Below are 19,254 nucleotides of genomic sequence, written 5' to 3' on the forward strand. Positions count from 1 at the left end.
GGGTTAGACAGATGGAAGGATTGACGATCAGTTGGATAGGAGCTCTGGCAGGGCTGGCTATTGCAATTATTCTGATATTAAGAAAGCTGAATCCGGTTTACGCTTTATTTTTGGGAGCTATTGTAGGCGCTTTATTGGGCGGAGCCAATCTGGAGCAGACGATCAGCGTGTTAATAAACGGTACGCAAAGTGTGATGGGGACGGTCATTCGTGTGCTCGCCGCAGGTGTATTGGCAGGCGTAATGATGGAATCCGGGGCAGCGGAGACAATTGCGCAGGCTATTGTAAAGAAATTTGGCGGCAGTAAAGCGATACTCGCATTAGCCTTGGCGACGATGATTATTACGGCGGTAGGCGTATTTATTCCCGTTGCAGTGCTGATTGTGGCACCTATTGCATTGTCGGTCGGCAACAAAATGGGGATTTCCAAGCTGGCGCTCCTACTGGCCTTGTCTGGAGGCGGAAAGGCGGGGAACATCATCTCTCCCAATCCTAATACGATTGCAGCGGCGCGCGGATTTAATCTGGATTTAAGCCACGTTATGTTGGCGGGTGTGGTCCCTGCGATATGCGGTTTAATTATGACTGTTTTGGTGGCATCTATGTTGAAAATCAAAGGTGTAAAGGTGTCCGACCAGGATATCATGGACAGTGATGTCGATACATCGAAATACCCGGCGTTGGGACGGGCGATTGTAGCCCCACTGGTGGCTGTTATTTTGCTGATGATTAACCCGATTGGTTCCATCTCCGGCATTGAAGCACTTTCGAATTTCAAGGTGGATGCGATGTACATTTTGCCGATTGCTGGGATTGTGGGTATGCTGGCAATGGGACAAGGGCGCAATATCTTGAAGTATTCGGCCTCCGGTCTGAATAAAATGACGGCGACCGTGCTGATTTTGATCGGTGCGGGCGGGATTGCGGGTCTGATCTCTGCCTCCAATTTATCTGCTCAGGTGGTTGGCCTGATTGAAGTGTCGGGGGTTTCCGGTACATTTTTGGCACCGCTTGCAGGTATTCTGATGGCAGCTGCCACGGCGTCCACCTCGACGGGAGTTATTTTGGCGACAGGCTCGTTTGGGGAAGCAATTCTGAACATGGGGACAGCTCCGTTGGCCGCTGCTGTGATGGTGCATACAGGAGCTACAGTCATAGATTCCTTGCCACAGGGCAACTATTTTCACGTCACGGCAGACAGCATGAAAATGAGCATTAAACAACGGATGGGACTTATCCCTTACGAAGCTATTGTGGGTGGAACGATGGCAATTGTAGCAACATTAATGTATGGATTTTTACTTTAATATTCACGATGGGGTGAAAAGATGAGAGAGAAGACATTTGTGCTGGCACCAGATTCTTTTAAAGAAAGCATGACGGCTAAAGAAGTATGTATCGCGATGGAAAAAGGACTGCGCAAGGTCTATCCGGCCGCAAATTATGTCCACGTCCCTATGGCGGACGGCGGTGAAGGAACGGTACAGTCACTGGTGGATGCGACAGGCGGGCAGATTCGTTATATAGAGGTGACAGGGCCGCTCGGGGAACCTGTAACTGCTGCATATGGCTTGCTGGGGGATGGCACCACTGCGGCGATTGAGATGGCATCCGCCAGCGGAATCCATCTGGTTAACAAGGATAACAAAAACCCGTTAAAGACAACAACCTACGGTACGGGGGAGTTAATCCGTGAATGTCTGAATCAGGGAATTCGAAAAATTATCATCGGCATTGGCGGAAGCGCGACGAATGATGGCGGTACAGGAATGGCGGAAGCGCTGGGCGCCAGATTTCTGGATGCAACAGGCAATACTCTTCCGCGCGGCGGCGGTAGTCTGGGTGAGCTGGCCAGTATTGATATTTCATCACTGGATGCTCGCTTGCAGCAGGTGCAATTGATTGTAGCCTGTGATGTGACAAATCCGCTGTGCGGAGCGCATGGGGCATCTTATGTATTCGGCCCGCAAAAAGGGGCAACCCCGGAAATGGTGCAACAATTGGATGCCAATCTTGCCCATTACGCGGATGTGGTGAAGCAGCAACTGGGCAAGGATGTACGCGATCTTCCGGGAGCGGGCGCAGCAGGAGGATTGGGTGCGGGGTTGCTGATTTTTACTCAGGCGGTACTGCAAAAAGGCATTGAAATTGTGATTGAATACACCGGTTTAAAACAAAAGCTCGCAACTGCTGATATCGTTTTGACGGGAGAAGGCGGTATTGATTTTCAGACCAAATTTGGTAAAACTCCTTATGGAGTAGCTCAGGCGGCAAAACAGTCTGGCAAAAAGGTCATTGCGGTGGCAGGTTATATCGGGGAAGGGATCGACACGTTGTACAAGGAAGGAATAGATGCGGTGTTCGGCATCGTGCCGGGAGCATCGGAGCTGGATAAGCTGCTGGCCGAAGGGCCGCAAAACGTAGAGCGTACGTGCGAGAATATCGCAAGAGTACTCCAATTCAGCGAGAAATGGACAGATTGTTATTGATACAGTGCCAATAAGCCGTGCGTAAGCTCAAAAAGTTGAAGGAGATTCCGGGGATCTTTACCCGTTAAGGTATGGATGCGCTTCAGGCGGTATTGCAGCGTATTTCGGTGAATATTTAATTCATCTGCGGTAAGGGAGACACTGCCGTTATGGTTAATAAAGCTTCGCAGCGTATCCAGCAAATCCACGGTATCTTCCAGCTTGCTAACCAGATAGATCGTGTTCGTCAGGTTCGTTTGACTCAATTTGACCAGAAATTCGACTTCCACAAAAGAAATTTTTTGCACAGGCGGGCGCAAAGCCAGTAAAACATTCATAGCTGACTTGGCTTGCATATAAACATCCGCAATGTTGTGCTCTTGTCTGCTGACCGTAATCAGCACATCGGGATGGCTGTACACAAGTGGCTCTAGCAGTTTGTCTGTCGGCTCCTGATTTTGTATTAGGATGAGATAGCAGTCTTCCTCCATACGAAAGGATGGATGCTGCATGAATATATTGGACAACTCGGCTAAATGAGCTGGATCAGCAGGCAGGTACTTTACATATACAGCCGAAGTTTTTAGAAGCAAATCAATGTGATATTGAGCTGCTTCTTTTTTTATTTTTTGCGTGTAGGCTCCCTGATGATTTAACAACATTTCCAGCACAGATTTTTTGCGGTTGGCTTCGTGGGCCAGATGCTCCAATGAGATCCGCTGTTCAATCAGGAGAGACACCGTAGTTTTAACAATATTGCAAAAAGGACGCACTTCATCAGGATTGCCTGAAATACCAATGACACCAACTAACTCATGATGAATGACAATCGGTTCATTGGTTCCCTTTTTCTCATAGTGGCCGTCCTGCCACACTTCAACCATTTTCCCGGTTTCGAGCGCCTGAACAGCTCCTTGGTGAATGGTTCCGATTCGTTCACTCTCGCCGCTGCCAATGATAATGCCTCGTTCATTCATAATATTGATATTGTATGGAATATCCTTCATCATTTTGTCTACGATGTCTTGGGCTTGTTTTTCGGAGAGCTGAAACAAATCAGGATTCCTCCTTTATCTATAGTGATATAGTGTATTTTAATGACTACCTTTATGAAAGGGTTTTCAATTTATTGTGCATCTGAACAATATGATAAGGCAGGTCGCCGAGCATGTCAGCCTATTTTATCATAGATGTGAAGAATCGTTGTACGCAAAAAAACAGGGCTCTAAGGAAGCACCTGCTTTATGTGTCTTATCCTTTTTATTGCCAGCCACGCAGTCTAATGATGAACCTCGCGGAAGCTATAGGTAATGTCGTGTAGTTCTTTCTTTAAACGGCCGTCTTTAGACGCTGGTGCATATCCAAGCACCTGGTAGTAATTCTTTTCGGTCTCAATAATCGCTACATGGGTAACATATTTGTCCACATCTTTCTTGCCTTTAATCACGAACTCAAGGGCAGGATATCCATGAATGGTTGTGTTAGAGACAGGTCCTACACTGGACAGGTTCCACTCTTTGGTTAAGTTATTTTCAGCTTTCTTACCATACTGTTGGAGAGTTATATTGCCCAATTGCTTTTTTGAGTGGGATAGTACCACAACGGACTTTTGAATGTACGGATTAAATATCGCAATCTCTGCTTTTCCTTCACGGTCCGGGTCTGTTGACCAGTCCAGTGGGGCCGTGATTTGAAATCGTCCATCTTTACTTACATAGCTTTGCTCTTTCTTGTTCACTGGAGCTTCAGGAGGCACGTAATTGTTTGCCAGTATAAAAATAGCATTTACAAACGAGGCTCCCAAGATCACCATTGCAGTAAAAAATATAAAGAGCGAACGTTGCATTGTCTTTTTGCTAATCGGCTCTAAATCCCGTACCTTTACAACATATGTACCCGCAGCTAAATCACCAATTCGTTGTCTTGATGCAGTTACTAACACACTGATACCAGCAGGTATCCCACCCATTAGCAATGGATTGGTGTCTATTAGCCTGAGCAGCGTACGAATGAGTGATTTAAGAAAACCAGGAGGCTTTCCTTCCCCGTTAACCACCTTAATACGAAAAACGAACTTACCAAGCGTATAGCCTGTGTAACCTTCCAAAAGCAAATAATAGCTGAAGAAAGCAATAAGCAGAATACAACGGGATGCAATCGCTAAAGGCAAAAACCATCTATCCGTTATTTGAATGACAGAAATAAAAAAACAAATATACCCGATTAAAAAAAATATGAAATCAAAAACCGTTGCTCCCCACCGTCTAAGCAGAGTAGAATTCCCGTACGTTTTTGATATTTCGGCCATTCTATTGGTGTCTGCCCCATAATTTTGACCATGCCGAATGTACATCTGTCTTGCAGTTGACTGCGGATTGTGTGATATGTGCTGTTCGTCCAAAAAATACACCTCTTCTTTAATAATTAAAAACATACTCCTTATATTAACGGTCATTTTACAATCCATGTTTAGGAAAACATTCTATAAACAAAGAAATTATTATAAATATCCCTTCCTCTCATTGAACTGCATTCAGGCGCTAGTAGAGCCAGAGAATGCACAATCCTTGCGTTTGCTTGAAAAAGCAGGCTTTCGGCAAGAAGGGCTCCTCTCCCAATATGAATTTACGTTAGGGAAATATGATGATCTTTACATGTGCGCATTGGTCAAATCAGAGTATATCAATCGTTCTCAGAAATGATAGATGTAGGTGAATCAAGCAAGGAGCATGGATAGGAAGAAGGTTGATCATTGTACAACATGATCAACCTTCAGCGGCATACACATTTCATATTGCTCGATGGGGTCTTTGGAGAGACCTATTTTTTGGATAAAGCCTTCAAGAGAGTCATTGTCGGACAGACAGATGTATACCTTCTCAACCTTTTGGATCTTTGCTGCTCTATGAAGGAGGGCGCATCCTAATCCTTGGTTGCGATGCTTAGGATCGACCCAAAGAAAGTTGATTTTACCCTGAGCACTCATGCTCACCATGCCGAGGCACGTTTGATTCACTTCGTAGATGCCGAGAAAAGCTTCCTGTGTACTGGTGGCGTAATAAGGTGTGTCACTTTGCCAATGGATGTGACAGTCGGTGAGGGTCTTACGAAAAGCTGCGACGTCATCAAATGTAACTTCCTTAAGAATATACGAAGATGAGGGGGCAGCGGCTGGGATGGAGGGCAGAGTGCCGTTGTAGTATTTCAGCGTATAGCGTGCCTGGTAGCCTTGCTTTTCATATAATTTGACTGCCCGATGATTATCCTTGATGACTTCGAGCCATAGCTGCTGGCAGTCCGCGGAGATGGCTGTTTGTTTATGTAATTCCAGCAACTTGTTGCTAATCCCCTGACCACGGTAAGCCGGAGCGATGCATAGCGTGCCGCAACGCATGGTCTTGTACCCGTCGAACTGTCGGACACCACCGAGAATTAAGCCGATCGGTTGATCCTCATCCATGGCAAGGAAAGAGTGATTCCGTGTATTACCCTCTGGACCAAAAAAACGTGCTGCGAATTCGTCCTGATCCGTGGTCAGGCGAATGGAATAATCCGAGAACCCAAGCGAAAATGCTTGAAAAATGTGTTCCATGCTGACGTCATTGCATCTCATATAGGTGATCACCGTTATTCCCCCCTAGAAATTCATGCTATATTTGGATTATAGGGAATTAAGGGGGCTCCATCAATCTCCCACTGAAAATGAAAATAACCCCTTAAAAAAGGGGATTGGTGCTGGGTGTTGTAGGGTTACAATTAGTATCGCCAAGATCGGGATTTGCAGAGATGTCACGATAATGGTTGAGCTTATATTCAATAATTTTTTGGGTTTCCATCAGTCTGGAAATTTCCTGTTGAATCTTCTGATTATGTTTTTCAAGTAAGGAGTGTCTGATCGGGATGGTGCTGTTGCCTTGCATCGAAAGTTCTCGATAATGCTTCATTTCCTCTATGGTCATTCCAGTGGCTTTTAATCGGGTTAAAAAGATAATCCCCAGAATCTGATCTCTACTGTAGAACCTGTGTCCGTTAGCCTTTCGCTCTGCATAAGGCAGTAAGCCAATTCGCTCATAATAACGTATGGTATCCTCTGTTAAACCTGTTAGTTCTGCAGCTTGACTAATCGAGGTTATGGTCTCCGGAATTTCCTGCAAAGTATCCCACTCCTTAATTGTAACGATTACCAAGGCACTTCTCCATTCGCGTCGAAAAACCCTCCTGACGGCCCATCATTATTTAAAGTGGCTAAACGAACAACGACAGCAGCAGCTTGTTGTACCGAACCCGGTCCTGTAAAGCCATTTAAGTCAGTGGCGGTAAAGCCAGGGTCAGCCGAATTAATTTTGAGAGGCGAGTCTTTGAATTCTTTGGCAAGGGTGACGGTGAACATATTAACCGCTGCTTTACTGCTATTGTAGGCAAGCAAATTAAATTGGGCATGCTCGTGCTCAGGATCGCTATTATAGGTTAACGAACCAAGGCCACTCGACAAGTTAACGATTCTACCGCATGGAGATTCTTGCAATAAAGGCAGCATGGCTTGCGTCACCGCGACCAAACCGAAAAAGTTTGTTTCATACGTTTCTCTTAAATCGTCCAAAGAGAACTGACTTGGAGGAGTGGCTCCTCCCAAAGATATGCCGGCATTGTTGATTAGTACATCAAGGGAACCGGATTCTTGTTTGATTTGATGGACTGCGGAATCAATCGTACTTTGATTCGTCACGTCTAACAAAATCAATCGAGCTTCTACTCCCTCATTAGCCAACTTAACCACCGCTTCCCGGCCGCTCTGCTCATTCCGTGAGCCAATCAGGATTGTAAAACCCATACCCCCCAATTGTCTGGCTGTTTCATACCCGATGCCTTTGTTGGCCCCAGTAATAAGAACTGTTTTCCCAATAGTCATGAACGATTCCTCTTTTCATTATTCTTGAATTTGGCGGCCACCATGCTTTAAATGTACTACTTGGAGTATACTTAAAGTCAACACAAAATCAGCAAAAATATAGCTCGAAATGCCCTAGACATTCTTTATTTTGGAAGATGGGAGAATGGAATGAATAAAAGGCAAATGGAAATTTTACGAATGTTGTTAACTGAACCGGACCGGTTGTGGTTAGCGCAGGATCTGGCGGATCTGACCGACTGCTCTGAAAAGACGATCCGCAACGATCTTAAAGTAATTGAAAAATATAAAGTCTTTGCGTGAGTCAGCGGCGTTCACCGCGTGATATGAGCATGATGCCCAGAAACACAAAGCCTGCACCAGCCAGATGAGCAAATGAGAAGGATTCACGGAGGATGATATAGGACAGCAACAGTGTACTGACGGGAATACAACCCGTGTATACAGCTGCTGTACTAGCCGATACCCTTGACACGCCCCGAAACCATAATACGTAGGCTAATGCTGTGACAAAGATACCATAATATAAGACAAGCCCAATCTCTCCTGCCCCAACGTGGTTAAAGTTGAACTGTCGGGCCTCCCCGAAGGAACAACCCAGAAACATAAGGAATGAAAAGAGTGTTATATACATAGTCCCAAGCAGGGAAGAGACATCGCTGGATAGCATCTTGCGTAATACCGTCAGTGCCGCTTCTCCGAACACAGCAGACAGAACAAGCAGCATGCCAATGAACGAGGTTGCGTTGGGAGCATTGAACCAGAGCGCCGATATGTGAGGTATTTGCAGTGCCAAAACACCGAGCAGTGAACAGGCGATCCCGAGACCGGGGCGTAGCGTAATCTTTTCTCTCAGCAGTACATACGAAAGAAGTGCAACGATAGCTGGGGTCAAGCTTGTTAAAATTCCGCTTTCGGAAGCAGAGGCGTAGGCCAGCCCGTACAGCATTAGGACGCGGAAGAGAAACATGCCGATCAGGGCCTGAATGAACAGGATTAAGGCATCTCGTTTGCTGATCCTTAGTGAATATTTCTTGATGAATACAATGGGTACCAAGAACAGAAGGGCAACGGCCAGACTGGCAGATTGCGATAAAAAAACAGGCAGCCGCATCACGACCAGTTTACCGACTACTACAGAACTGCCGACAATGGAGGTTGCGATCACTAATTCCATGTAAGTCGAAAAGGTTGGTTTGTTCATTTCATCTCACCTCTTGTACAGATATTGATATATACTGTAGCAATAGAAACTGGGCACTTGTAGATCCAGTTGAAGAGGTTTTTGACAGTACCGCTTGAGGGGGCAACCTATGTGGTTATCTATCGATAAGAATGTGACAGTTCCGATGCTGCGTCAGGTGTATCAAGCGATACGGGACCGTATTCTAGCCGGAGAACTGCATGCAGGATATAAACTTCCTTCGACCCGGGTGCTGGCCTTACAGTTGAATGTTTCCCGGAATGTTATCCTCGAAGCTTATGAAATGCTGCTAGCCGAAGGCTTAGCCATTGCGCGCTCGGGTTCAGGTACCTATGTAGCCGAGGGGGCCGTTCTTCCAGGTTATGTATCCGCACCGCCTATCGAGGCGTCTGCGTCTGCAATGAATACTTCATATTCAAATGAGGTGTCGGTAATATCCTTCCGGACAGGCCTCCCCGCATTGGAATTGTTCCCGCGCAAATCATGGGCCGACTTGCTTCAGAGCGTATGCAAAGAGGCTCCTGATCTGGCACTGGGCTATGGCGACCCTGCTGGAGAGCCTGAGTTACGAAGGGAGCTGGCCGACTATTTGGTTCACACCAGAGGAGTGAAAGCCAGACCGGAACATATTGTAATCACTAGCGGAGCAGTACAAGCGATTCAGCTTGTCACCCGTCTGTTACTGTCAGCTGGAGACGAAGCTCTGGTAGAGGAACCGACAAATGAAGATTTAAAAAGCATTCTGTCGGCTACAGGGGCCACACTGCGGAGCATGCCTGTTGATGATTCGGGAGTTATAACAGCCGATCTGCCGCAAAAGAGACACCCCAAGCTGGCATATCTTACACCCTCGCACCAGTTCCCGCTGGGAGGTATCTTGCCGATCCAAAGGCGGATCGAGCTTATCCAGTATGCGGCCCGGACAGGATGCCTGCTGCTCGAAGATGATTATGACAGTGAGTTCCGGTATGACGGGGCGCCCGTCCACTCCTTGCAGAGTCTGGATCCAGAACGGGTGTTATATGTCGGGACGTTTAGCAAAATTTTGTTCCCCGCACTGCGGATCGGCTATATTGTTCTTCCCCCGTCACGAGTCGCTGATTTTATCCGTTTAAAGCAACTGGCGGATTACCAGACGGCGAGCCTGGAGCAAATTGTGTTGAGTCGGTATATCAGGAAGCGACTCCTTCATAAGCATGTACATAAGATGAAAAAAGTGTACGCCAAGCGTCGTCAGGTCCTGCTTGATAGCCTGGAGCAGCATTTTACAGGGCAATACCGGGTATGTGGCCGATCGGCTGGTTTACATTTGGTAGCAGAGTTTCAGTTCCCACTCCGAGAGAATTTGCTAGAACATCTCCGTAGCGAAAATGTATTTGCGGCACAGCTCGAAGGGAATCGACTGCTAATGGGCTACGGGCATCTAAAGGAAAACGAAATTCGTGAAGGGGTTAGCAGGATTAGGAATGCCCTGCAACGGTAGTACACGCAAAAGCAGCCTATCCTTAAGTGAGGATAGGCTGCTTTTTTCATAACAAGATATCGTGTTCTATGGTCACCTATTCATAAGAGGTTTGAGCCATGTAATCGCTACATAAAGTCAAAAAAATAACGAATCACGTGAAAAAATACGGGCGAGGTGTAGGTCAAGCTATCCACCCGGCTTAAATAGCTTCTTTTCAAAGCATCGAACTTGTCATCATCGCCGATTAATAAATCCCGCTTCAGCACGGAAACCGTTAAGCTGCCGAAGAAACCGCTCAAGCTGATCAGCATGCCGAAAATAATTCCAAATTTCAGGTCAAACGGCGTCAGGTAGGGATAGATGAGATAGGAAGCCGCTATGGTTACGGGAAAAGCGAATGAAAAGCCTTCCCAAGTTATATTGGGATTGGATGTCGGGACGATTTTCCGCTTTCCGAAATAGAGTGATGCTAGATAGTGTACGACATCATTGAGCTGCGTCAGTACAACTAGGAAAAGTACAAGTTTCGCTCCGTATTGCGGCGTAGCAAACTGAAAATAGGCCAGATGACTCAACCCGAAAACCATCAGCATGAGTCCCCATTGGGTCGAGCTGACACTGCGCAAAAAACCAACCGTTCCTTTGTTAATCAATCGCGGGAGCGGTAGCAGCAAGAATACATAGATAGGGATAAAGACAATAAACATTCCGTACCACCCGATATAAATCCAATAAAATTGTACGGGAATCGCCAAGTATGCCCATAGAAACAATCTGCGATCAGCTTTTCTGGATCTAATCATGGAAAAGTATTCTTTTAGCGCAAAAAAGGTGAGTGCCATCAGGGAAAGCAGTGAAACGATCGGATTGAAAAGTGTTGCCAAGCAAAAGATAAAGAACATACCCCACCATGTCTTGATGCGAAGCCCAATAGCTGCATAGTCTTTGTCTGACTGTGTTTTGACTACCACTATATAAATCAGATGGATGACCAATAAGGCTGTAAAAATAAGGATTAACGTTAATAGCGAACTGTCCATTACCACTCACCAACTTATCGCGAAATAGGGTTCCATTAGGGTTCCTATGTTATTATGAAGGAATAATTCAAACTTGATAAGGGGAAATTTCGTAAATGGTAGCAGATCAATCCGTCTTTATCTTGCTTACGAATACGGGAACATTTCTTACGAGAGTCATTAAAAGCTATACGAGGGCGCCATACAATCATGCCTCCATTTCCTTCAACCGGGAACTTTCGGAGTTATACAGCTTCGGGAGAAAGACCCCCAACAACCCGCTGGATGGTGGTTTCGTGAAAGAGGATATTAAGACAGGTACATACAGCAGATTTCCGAATACAACATGTGTCATCTACGAGCTTCAAGTAACCGAGCGTGAAGTCGAAAAAATGAAACGGGTCCTACACGTCTTTATCCGAAGTCGTCAAAAATATATGTATAACTTACTGGGTTTGATTGGTATTGCACTCAAAGAACCAGTCGAGTTCAGCAATTCCTATTTTTGTTCGCAGTTCGTCGCAGAAATTTTACAGCGATCCGGCATAAAAATATGGAACAAGTTGCCTGCTCTTATTACGCCGGACGATTTTCGGCAAAGCGACCGACTGCATTTGATTTATGAAGGAAAATTGAGCGAGTATGATCCTCAAGCTTGAGGACCAGCACCGCATTACTTAGACCTCTTCCGGCACAATCACCTCAATATGACGTGGTAAAATCCGAAGCTCGATGGGTAAAGACGGCCCTGCCTCCCCATCTACATTCGTACTGACCGATTCTGCGGAGCTGACACTTACATGCTTTGCGGTAAAGTAAACTACATCTTTATGATCTTTCAGGCTGCCGAACAATAAAGATAGGCTGGCCGTCACAGTATTCAATATATTGAGGTTTTTGAAAATAAAGCAGTGAAGCAGACCATCGTCAACAGCAGCATCGGGCGCCAGTTTTTCGAATCCGCCGACCGAGTTGGTTAAAGCAGCGAGAAAGAGCGGGGATTCCCCTTCCCAGGTCTGTTCATCATAACGTATGACGAGAGGGTGGGCAGCATTGCCGATGAGTTCTTTAATTCCTTCTTTTAAGTAGGCAAAAGCGCCAAGCTTGGACTTATCGTCGGACGATACGGAAGACAGCGATTCAGCGAGTGAGCCTGCGGCAACAATGTTGGCAAACAATTGGTCGTTTAATCGGCTCAAATCTACTGTTTTTACGCTGGAAGAAGTGAGTGTACGGATCGCCTGCTCGGGGTTCAGCGGAATTTGTAAGGCACGGGCAAAATCATTGACCGTCCCAAGGGGGACAACACCCAGCTTAGGGCGGTGGTCTTGATCCATAAGGCCGTTGATCGTTTCGTGAAGTGTGCCATCCCCGCCGATGGACACGACCAGGTCATAGCCTTCCTCGCACGCCGTGGTGCAAAACCGCGCAGCGTCCAGTTCTTTTGCCGTCTCCTTGATCGTAACGTCGTATCCTTTGTCACGTAGAGTGTCTTCTACGTTTCTGACATGTTCGACTGCCTTCTCTTTTCCAGAAGATGGATTTACAATAATCATGGCTTGCTTCATACACATGTTCCTCTCTATAGGAGAAAGTTTGGATTACTAACCCTTACCCGAAAAGCAGACCTTTTGACTCCAAATTAGACAATCGTCATATTTATAGTTACTATAGAAAGGTAAATAAAATCTGAATGGAGGATTTCATATGAAAATCGCATTAACAGGAGCAACCGGGCAACTGGGTTCCATCGTGGTAGAGGCGTTGCTTGCATCCGTATCGGCAGAAGACCTTATTGTTAGCGTGAGAAATCCGGAAAAAGCAGAAAACTTGCGTGCCCGTGGCGTTGACGTTCGTCATGGCGACTTTGATAAACCGGAGACGCTGGACCAAGCGTTTGCTGGTGTAGACCGACTGCTGATTATATCCGCAGAAGGCGATAATGATACGAGAATCCGCCAGCATAAGGCTGCTGTGGATGCTGCTGTACGTGCGGGAGTAGGCTTCATCGCTTATACCAGCGCTGCCAATGCGGCCGACAGCACTTTGTTCCTTGCACCTGTACATCGTATAACGGAAGAGTTCATTCGCGAATCGGGCATCCCTTACTCTTTACTGCGCAATAACTGGTATCTTGAAAATGAAGCAGGCACGATTCAATCCGTGCTGGCCGGGGCTCCCTGGCTGACCTCAGCAGGTTCCGGTAAAGTAGGTTGGGCTGCCCGTGCAGATTATGCGCAAGCGGCGGCAATCGTATTATCCGGCGAAGGGCATGAAAACACAATATATGAGCTTTCCGGCAAGCCGATTACCCAAGAAGAGTTTGCGGCGATTCTTGCTGAGGTGCTGGGTAAGGATGTGCCTGTACAGCAGGTAGACGATACTGCGTATGCCGACATTATGCTTGGTGCGGGCGTACCGGAAGCCGCAATCCCTATTGTGGTCGGTATTCAAAAAGCCATTCGCGAAGGAGCTTTAGATGTTGTAAGCAACGATTTCGAGAAGCTTCTGAAACGCCCGCTTACGCCGATTAGCCAAGGAATTCGTGAGCTGGTTGAGCAAACAAAGGCATAAACGTGCCGTAGAGTACATTTTCAATATATGATTCTGCTCATGATGAAGGATGCTACCTAACGAGGCGGGCATCCTTTTTCAATCATCATCATCATTTTAAAAGGAAAGGAAAATCCTAAACTAATTTCCTCTATTAGTGGAATCGTTGCTGATTATCCAATATACTTGTAAGGAACTCCAAGGAGGGCTTGGAGCAAGGTTTGTTTCATAGGATGATCACAGGTGTAGAATTGATAATGAATGGAGTACATACAAATATGTCTAATTTGCCAAATTGCCCGGAATGTAATTCAGAATACACGTACGAGGATCGGAGTCTTTTCATTTGCCCGGAATGCGCTCATGAGTGGTCTTCCGATTCAGAAGCAGCAAATAACGAAGATGTAAAAGTCATCAAAGATGCCAATGGTAACGTTCTGCAGGACGGTGATTCTGTAACCGTCATTAAAGACCTTAAAGTCAAAGGAAGCTCATCCGTCCTGAAAATCGGCACAAAAGTAAAGAATATCCGTCTGGTGGAAGGCGACCATGATATTGATTGCAAAATTGATGGCTTCGGAGCGATGAAATTAAAATCCGAGTTTGTGAAAAAGAACTAAAATGTAAGAAAGGAGAAGCCGAGGGCTTCTCCTTTTTTATGTTTATAATGGTGCTAACCATACGGTTCCTGTTCCCCTGTACACATTGACCAGACCTTCGCCGGAAGCAGCCGAGCCCATTTTGGTTTTCCCGGATTTTTCGACGGTGAACTGTAAGGTATTGGACCACATGAGGGCAAAGTTACCATCCACCTTCAGCACATCGTTTTGCAATTCTATAACGACGGCTTCCTCAGATGGGATAGGCGCTTGCAGGGCAAGAACTCCTTTTCCCCGGGCGCTTAAATTAAATAATCCCTCTCCACCCAGTGCGGCAGAGGAAAGATTACTACGTGCAACGACGGATATGTCTAGCGTCGTGTCACAAGCCAAAAACAAGCCGTCTTCGATGGCAATATCATCATTGTCGACATCAATAAGCCAAATATATTGGTAGGTAGGCTCCAGCATGATGGTACCCGTGCCTTTATAGTGCGGTTTAATGGCACCTGTCCCTGTTACAGCACCGGACACCAAGTTTCGCATTAAGCCTCCAACGCCTTTTACACCGGTAGTCATCTCCATACTGCCCACCGTATATTGCATGGCGCCCGCCTTCATCATGATTTCACTATTGTTGATTTCGATCATGAGCTGCTTGCGGCGCATGTTACTTTTACTCATATAGTAATTGGCTTCCGCAGCCGCAACCGAGGTGCAGCTTAAATCCGAGATGTATTCCAATACGGTAAATCCACCTAATTGGTCTGCGATGGCAACATTGCTGTTATCCTTTAGGTTATTGATGACAAAAGCCATGGATGTATGAGCCCCCTTGTTGTATTCACGCTGTGAGGATTGAAATCTCTTTTATTCCCTAAATTATTCGACAGAAAGATATCGTTTCCTGCGGAAAATCCTCAGGTTCTCTTAAGCCGGTTCCATATTTAGAAAGCAGGGCTTGAAAAAGTTATAAAAAAAGTTCAAAATAAAGATATCTGTTTTTAAAATGGTTTGCTTACAAAGCAGCCGATGGGAACGAGACATTGAAGTAGGGGGTAGGGCAAGTGGAGATAGGTATCAGCACATTTGTAGAAACAACGCCGGATACACTAACGGGCGAGGTCATCAGTCATGCGCAACGAATACGTGAAGTTGTCGAGGAGATTGTGCTTGCAGATCGGGTAGGGCTGGATGTATATGGTGTGGGAGAGCATCATCGTAAAGATTATGCGGCATCTGCTCCTGCGGTAATACTAGCTGCTGCTGCTTCGCAGACCCAGCGGATTCGGCTGACCAGCGCAGTCACGGTGCTTTCCTCAGATGATCCGGTGCGTGTATTTCAGGATTTTGCTACGCTGGATGGTATCTCGAATGGACGGGCTGAAATCATGGCAGGCAGGGGTTCTTTTATCGAATCCTTCCCGCTGTTTGGCTATGACTTAGATAACTATGACGAACTGTTTGATGAAAAACTCGAACTGTTGTTGAAAATACGGGATTCGGAAAAAGTCACCTGGAAAGGTGGACATCGGCCTGCGATCAATAATCTGGGCGTTTATCCACGTCCGGTTCAGGACCCGTTGCCCGTATGGATTGGTAGCGGAGGCAATCAGGAGTCCGTGGTTCGCGCGGGCTTGCTCGGGTTACCATTGGTTCTGGCGATTATTGGCGGTAGTCCTGTGCAGTTTGCGCCGCTTGTGGAGCTATATAAAAAAGCGGCTGCGCACGCAGGGCACGACGCATCATTACTTCCGGTTGCATCACACTCCCATGGTTTTATCGCAGAAAATACCGAGCTTGCAGCCGACAAGTTTTTCCCTTCCACCCAGCAGAGTATGAATGTGCTTGGGCGAGAGCGTGGATGGGGACCTTACACTCGTTCCAGCTTTGATTCCGCGCGTAGCTTTGAAGGGGCGCTGTATGTAGGCGATCCCGATACGGTTGCCAAGAAAATCATTCACCTGCGCAAGCAGGTAGGCATTACACGCTTTCTATTGCACGTACCTGTAGGCACGATGCCGCACGAGGATGTCATGAGAGCCATTGAGCTATTGGGAACAGAGGTAGCCCCACGGGTTCGCGAGGAAATATCCAAATGGGAAGCTGAGAGTAAATAAGTGGATTTACCTCAATAGATAAAAGAGAAAGGAGCAGACCCATGGGGATGAGGTCGCTCCTTTTTTTGGTTCTAAAATAATCTGTATGTGCGTGCTTGAAAAGGTAATTCTTTAGCTTGGCTTAGCTAGCTTGTTTTGCGAAATACCCAATTATTTATTTGGTCCGTTTTTTATGCGCGATGCGTTTTTGCAATAGAGGTTTCCCTTGTTTTAGTTTCTTAGGTGTTGCAGGGACTCTGCGCAAAATAGGCTTCTCTTGGGTTGCTTTGGAAGGCAGTGTCATGCGGAGTGTGGATGATGCAGGTTTTCTTTGACTACTGCTCGTTATAAAGTTGATGGTGTAGTTCAAGACGAACGGACTAACTGCGATTCTCCGCAGTCCCACGCTTCTACAAGTGGTACAGCCTGTATCCCAGCACCAATCGAAGGCCGTCTCAGGAACTTGAGTGAAGTATGAACCCCGCCACTGGCGTCCAAAATCATCTTCAGCGTAATAAAAGAACGTATTGCCTCCTGCGAAGCCGCTCCACACCTGGATAGTCTGTCCGGGGTTAACACGGTACCAGCCTGCTTTAGAGTAGTTAACAGGACTACAGCTGAAGTCCGGGTAGGCAAAGACTACAAAGATAGCCGCATTGGTACTGTTGCGAAAATTAAGACCCATTGTCGTCACTTCTTTCCTCATATAGTAATTATACAATGTATCCTATGAGCGTTTTGAAAGAAGGAAACGGACAGGAGTCTCCTAATCGCTAAAATTGAACCATTTGCTGATGTCTATTTTGTTATGTTCATTCATAGATCGCCATTCGTTTGATTCTGGTTGATAGGTATAATCTTTTTGCCAGGTCATGATGTTTTCCACGATTGCCCGTATGGAAGAGGCGATATAGGAGACTTCCTGATTCGTCATCATGGGATGGAGGGACAGGCGCACCCAGCCGGGTTTTCTCGATAGGTCTCCCGCATGGATGAGGTCTGACATCTCATTAGAGGTTTGTTGGTCGATACCCAGCAAACAGTGTCCATACGTTCCTGCACAGGAGCAGCCGCCGCGGACCTGGATTCCGAACCGATCATTCAGTAATTTTACGATCAGATTGTAGTGGATATGGTCAACAACGAAAGAAACGATTCCGAGTCGTTCTTGGCTTCTTCCACCTAAAACGTGCAGGCCTGGTATTTTATCCAACCCGTTTAACAATAACGACGTTAGTTCATTTTCGCGCTCCAACATGCGCTTTTGTCCCATCTGTTCTTTTAGCCGAATGCAGAGTGCCGTTCGTATGGCCTGTAGAAAAGCAGGAGTCCCCCCATCCTCGCGTGCTTCGATATTGTCTTTATATTCGTACCCACCCCAAGGATTGGTCCAGCTTACCGTACCGCCTCCAGGCTGATCCGGGGCATGGTTGAGGCTTAGTTTCGAATCCATAACGAGAACACCGCTTGTTCCGGGGCCGCCGAGAAATTTGTGGGGAGAAAATACAATAGCATCCAATCTTTCAAGCGGCTCTGCGGGATGCATGTTGATCGCGGCATAAGGAGCGTTTGCAGAAAAATCAATGAAACACACCCCGCCATGCTCATGCATTTTGCGGGACAGTTGATAAATCGGCGGCTCAAACCCCGTAACATTGGAACAGGCTGTAAAAGCGCCGATCTTGATAGGGCGATGACGGAATTGAAGCAGCAAACGTTCCAGATTTGCCGGATCAACGGTACCACCGGGACCGGGAGGAATGCACACGACGTCTCCAATCGTTTCAGCCCAGGAGATATGATTCGAGTGATGCTCCATATGGGTGACAAAAATAACGGGACGTTCTTTTTCAGCGATAGGGTAGTGATGCTTTAATTTTTCATGTAATTTCAATCCCAGCATGCGTTGAAGCTTATTTATTGCCCCTGTCATACCAGACCCGGCAAACAGAATGATGTCTTGTTCGTTGGCATGAACGTGGTTCTTAATGATTCGCTTTGCCTCTTCGTAGGCTTGGGTCATCAGGGTACCTGTCAAATTAGACTCCGTATGGGTATTCGCCACAAAAGGACCGAAATGGTTAGTTATTTTGGACTCAATAGGTCCATACAAACGACCGCTGGCAGCCCAATCCGCATACACCAGCTTTTTTGGCCCGTATGGAGATTCAAAGGTTTGACGATATCCAATCGTACCTTCCCGATACCGTGCGAAATAAGCCTCGCCAGAAGGCTGGTACGCACTATTGTTGCTTCCGATCCGAGCCTTGAGCATACTGCGGCGCCTCCCACGTGGTTCTGTCGTTCTAGGGTACGTAGGAAGACCCGAATGGGTTAAGAAAAATAGGCGAATGTCATCATTTTGTCAAAATAAAAGCCTCATCCGAGAGTCGGACAAGGCGTGAGTTACAGCTTATATGAACAGCTGCATATCGGATTCGAGCGCGTCTTTGAGATACGTTTTAGCCTCGATAATTTCTAGTTCAGGTATGAATTCTTCGGGTTTAAAACCCATAATGTCCACCGATAGCTTGCAGGCATAAAATTTGACGTTCTTTTTCCGTGCCCCCTTCAAGAAATGAATCAGCTTCGGGGCTTCGTTATCTTCGATCATTTCCGTCAGCATCAGCTTGCCCAGACCGCTAAAATTCATTTTGGACAACGGCAGCTCCTCAGGTCCTTTTGGAGTCATCCAGCCCATAATTTTTTCATAAATCGTCTTGTCCTCAAGCGTCATCCTATCAGGATCACGAACAAGAAATAGTCCCCAGAACGCAAAAAACATCGTCACGTCCACGTCCAATTCCCGAGCCGTATTCGCCAAAATCAGTCCAGCCATCGCCTTATCATAATCCCCGCTGAACATGAGCAGGTTCATCTTTTTGTCCACTACCTTCCGCCTCCATTACCAACAGATATATTCAGTATGGATTTGGAA

19 protein-coding genes and 1 pseudogene are annotated in these 19,254 nt (G+C 46.5%); 8 read left to right on the forward strand and 12 right to left on the reverse strand.

The features are described from left to right. The first annotated feature begins 11 nt into the window (after positions 1-11). Both E0698_RS06040 and E0698_RS06045 read left to right on the forward strand, forming a co-directional pair. On the forward strand, positions 12-1,307 hold the full coding sequence (locus E0698_RS06040; protein ID WP_192510939.1) for a GntP family permease: 1,296 nt from the start codon (positions 12-14) through the stop codon (positions 1,305-1,307). 21 nt (positions 1,308-1,328) lie between these two features. After that, the gene (locus E0698_RS06045) at positions 1,329-2,489 is read left to right on the forward strand and encodes a glycerate kinase family protein (protein ID WP_192510940.1); all 1,161 of its coding nucleotides are present in this window, start codon (positions 1,329-1,331) and stop codon (positions 2,487-2,489) included. Here the strand turns inward: E0698_RS06045 and E0698_RS06050 are convergent. The 5 genes from E0698_RS06050 to E0698_RS06070 all read right to left on the reverse strand — a co-directional run bounded on the left by E0698_RS06050 (position 2,483) and on the right by E0698_RS06070 (position 7,377). Further along, positions 2,483-3,523, reverse strand: a complete 1,041-nt coding sequence (locus E0698_RS06050) for a CdaR family transcriptional regulator (RefSeq protein WP_192510941.1) — start codon at positions 3,521-3,523, stop codon at positions 2,483-2,485. The genes E0698_RS06045 and E0698_RS06050 overlap by 7 nt on opposite strands. 224 nt (positions 3,524-3,747) lie before the next feature. Continuing rightward, positions 3,748-4,902 carry an RDD family protein gene (locus E0698_RS06055; RefSeq protein WP_238353878.1) on the reverse strand — a complete coding sequence of 385 codons (1,155 nt, stop codon included), beginning with the start codon at positions 4,900-4,902 and terminating at the stop codon, positions 3,748-3,750. A 315-nt stretch (positions 4,903-5,217) separates the two neighbouring features. After that, the gene (locus E0698_RS06060; protein WP_192510942.1) at positions 5,218-6,093 is read right to left on the reverse strand and encodes a GNAT family N-acetyltransferase; all 876 of its coding nucleotides are present in this window, start codon (positions 6,091-6,093) and stop codon (positions 5,218-5,220) included. A 91-nt stretch (positions 6,094-6,184) separates the two neighbouring features. Then, positions 6,185-6,622: a MerR family transcriptional regulator gene (locus E0698_RS06065; protein WP_192510943.1), complete on the reverse strand. Its 438-nt coding sequence runs from the start codon at positions 6,620-6,622 to the stop codon at positions 6,185-6,187. A gap of 26 nt (positions 6,623-6,648) precedes the next feature. Next, positions 6,649-7,377 (reverse strand): SDR family oxidoreductase, encoded by a 729-nt coding sequence (locus E0698_RS06070; protein ID WP_192510944.1) that lies wholly within the window; start codon positions 7,375-7,377, stop codon positions 6,649-6,651. Between the two features lie 150 nt (positions 7,378-7,527). Between E0698_RS06070 and E0698_RS06075 the strand changes: the two are divergent. Then, positions 7,528-7,671: pseudogene (locus E0698_RS06075) on the forward strand (HTH domain-containing protein); the annotation flags it as partial. 10 nt (positions 7,672-7,681) lie between these two features. Here the strand turns inward: E0698_RS06075 and E0698_RS06080 are convergent. Then, positions 7,682-8,581 carry a DMT family transporter gene (locus E0698_RS06080; RefSeq protein WP_192510945.1) on the reverse strand — a complete coding sequence of 300 codons (900 nt, stop codon included), beginning with the start codon at positions 8,579-8,581 and terminating at the stop codon, positions 7,682-7,684. A gap of 109 nt (positions 8,582-8,690) precedes the next feature. Here E0698_RS06080 and pdxR point away from each other — a divergent pair, with 109 nt between their 5' ends. Then, positions 8,691-10,064 carry a MocR-like pyridoxine biosynthesis transcription factor PdxR gene (gene pdxR / locus E0698_RS06085; RefSeq protein ID WP_192510946.1) on the forward strand — a complete coding sequence of 458 codons (1,374 nt, stop codon included), beginning with the start codon at positions 8,691-8,693 and terminating at the stop codon, positions 10,062-10,064. 107 nt (positions 10,065-10,171) lie between these two features. Here the strand turns inward: pdxR and E0698_RS06090 are convergent, their stop codons facing one another. Next, complete coding sequence (locus tag E0698_RS06090; RefSeq protein ID WP_192510947.1) at positions 10,172-11,086, reverse strand: phosphatidate cytidylyltransferase; 915 nt, start codon at positions 11,084-11,086, stop codon at positions 10,172-10,174. Between the two features lie 95 nt (positions 11,087-11,181). Between E0698_RS06090 and E0698_RS06095 the strand changes: the two genes are divergently transcribed. Continuing rightward, positions 11,182-11,724: a hypothetical protein gene (locus E0698_RS06095; protein ID WP_134911837.1), complete on the forward strand. Its 543-nt coding sequence runs from the start codon at positions 11,182-11,184 to the stop codon at positions 11,722-11,724. Between the two features lie 18 nt (positions 11,725-11,742). Here E0698_RS06095 and E0698_RS06100 read toward each other — a convergent pair whose 3' ends face one another. Then, a complete protein-coding gene (locus E0698_RS06100) occupies positions 11,743-12,633 on the reverse strand; it encodes a diacylglycerol/lipid kinase family protein (RefSeq protein WP_192510948.1) in 891 nt (296 codons plus the stop codon). Between the two features lie 139 nt (positions 12,634-12,772). Between E0698_RS06100 and E0698_RS06105 the strand changes: the two genes are divergently transcribed. Then, positions 12,773-13,639 carry an SDR family oxidoreductase gene (locus E0698_RS06105; protein ID WP_192510949.1) on the forward strand — a complete coding sequence of 289 codons (867 nt, stop codon included), beginning with the start codon at positions 12,773-12,775 and terminating at the stop codon, positions 13,637-13,639. 257 nt (positions 13,640-13,896) lie between these two features. Further along, the gene (locus tag E0698_RS06110; RefSeq protein WP_044648825.1) at positions 13,897-14,238 is read left to right on the forward strand and encodes a zinc ribbon domain-containing protein YjdM; all 342 of its coding nucleotides are present in this window, start codon (positions 13,897-13,899) and stop codon (positions 14,236-14,238) included. A 42-nt stretch (positions 14,239-14,280) separates the two neighbouring features. Here the strand turns inward: E0698_RS06110 and E0698_RS06115 are convergent, their stop codons facing one another. Beyond that, the gene (locus E0698_RS06115; RefSeq protein WP_192510950.1) at positions 14,281-15,036 is read right to left on the reverse strand and encodes an AIM24 family protein; all 756 of its coding nucleotides are present in this window, start codon (positions 15,034-15,036) and stop codon (positions 14,281-14,283) included. A gap of 248 nt (positions 15,037-15,284) precedes the next feature. Here E0698_RS06115 and E0698_RS06120 point away from each other — a divergent pair, with 248 nt between their 5' ends. Then, the gene (locus E0698_RS06120) at positions 15,285-16,337 is read left to right on the forward strand and encodes an Atu2307/SP_0267 family LLM class monooxygenase (protein ID WP_192510951.1); all 1,053 of its coding nucleotides are present in this window, start codon (positions 15,285-15,287) and stop codon (positions 16,335-16,337) included. 154 nt (positions 16,338-16,491) lie between these two features. Here E0698_RS06120 and E0698_RS06125 read toward each other — a convergent pair whose 3' ends face one another. The 3 genes from E0698_RS06125 to E0698_RS06135 form a co-directional block, all read right to left on the reverse strand. Then, on the reverse strand, positions 16,492-17,022 hold the full coding sequence (locus tag E0698_RS06125) for a DUF1036 domain-containing protein (RefSeq protein WP_238353879.1): 531 nt from the start codon (positions 17,020-17,022) through the stop codon (positions 16,492-16,494). Positions 17,023-17,082: 60 nt separating this feature from the next. Then, entirely contained in the window at positions 17,083-18,591 is a 1,509-nt protein-coding gene (locus tag E0698_RS06130) for an aminotransferase class V-fold PLP-dependent enzyme (protein WP_192510952.1), read from the reverse strand. A gap of 138 nt (positions 18,592-18,729) precedes the next feature. Then, the gene (locus E0698_RS06135) at positions 18,730-19,206 is read right to left on the reverse strand and encodes a DsrE/DsrF/DrsH-like family protein (protein ID WP_149094375.1); all 477 of its coding nucleotides are present in this window, start codon (positions 19,204-19,206) and stop codon (positions 18,730-18,732) included. Positions 19,207-19,254: the final 48 nt, after the last annotated feature.

The organism is Paenibacillus sp. 23TSA30-6 (assembly GCF_014858585.1).
Classification (GTDB): domain Bacteria; phylum Bacillota; class Bacilli; order Paenibacillales; family Paenibacillaceae; genus Paenibacillus.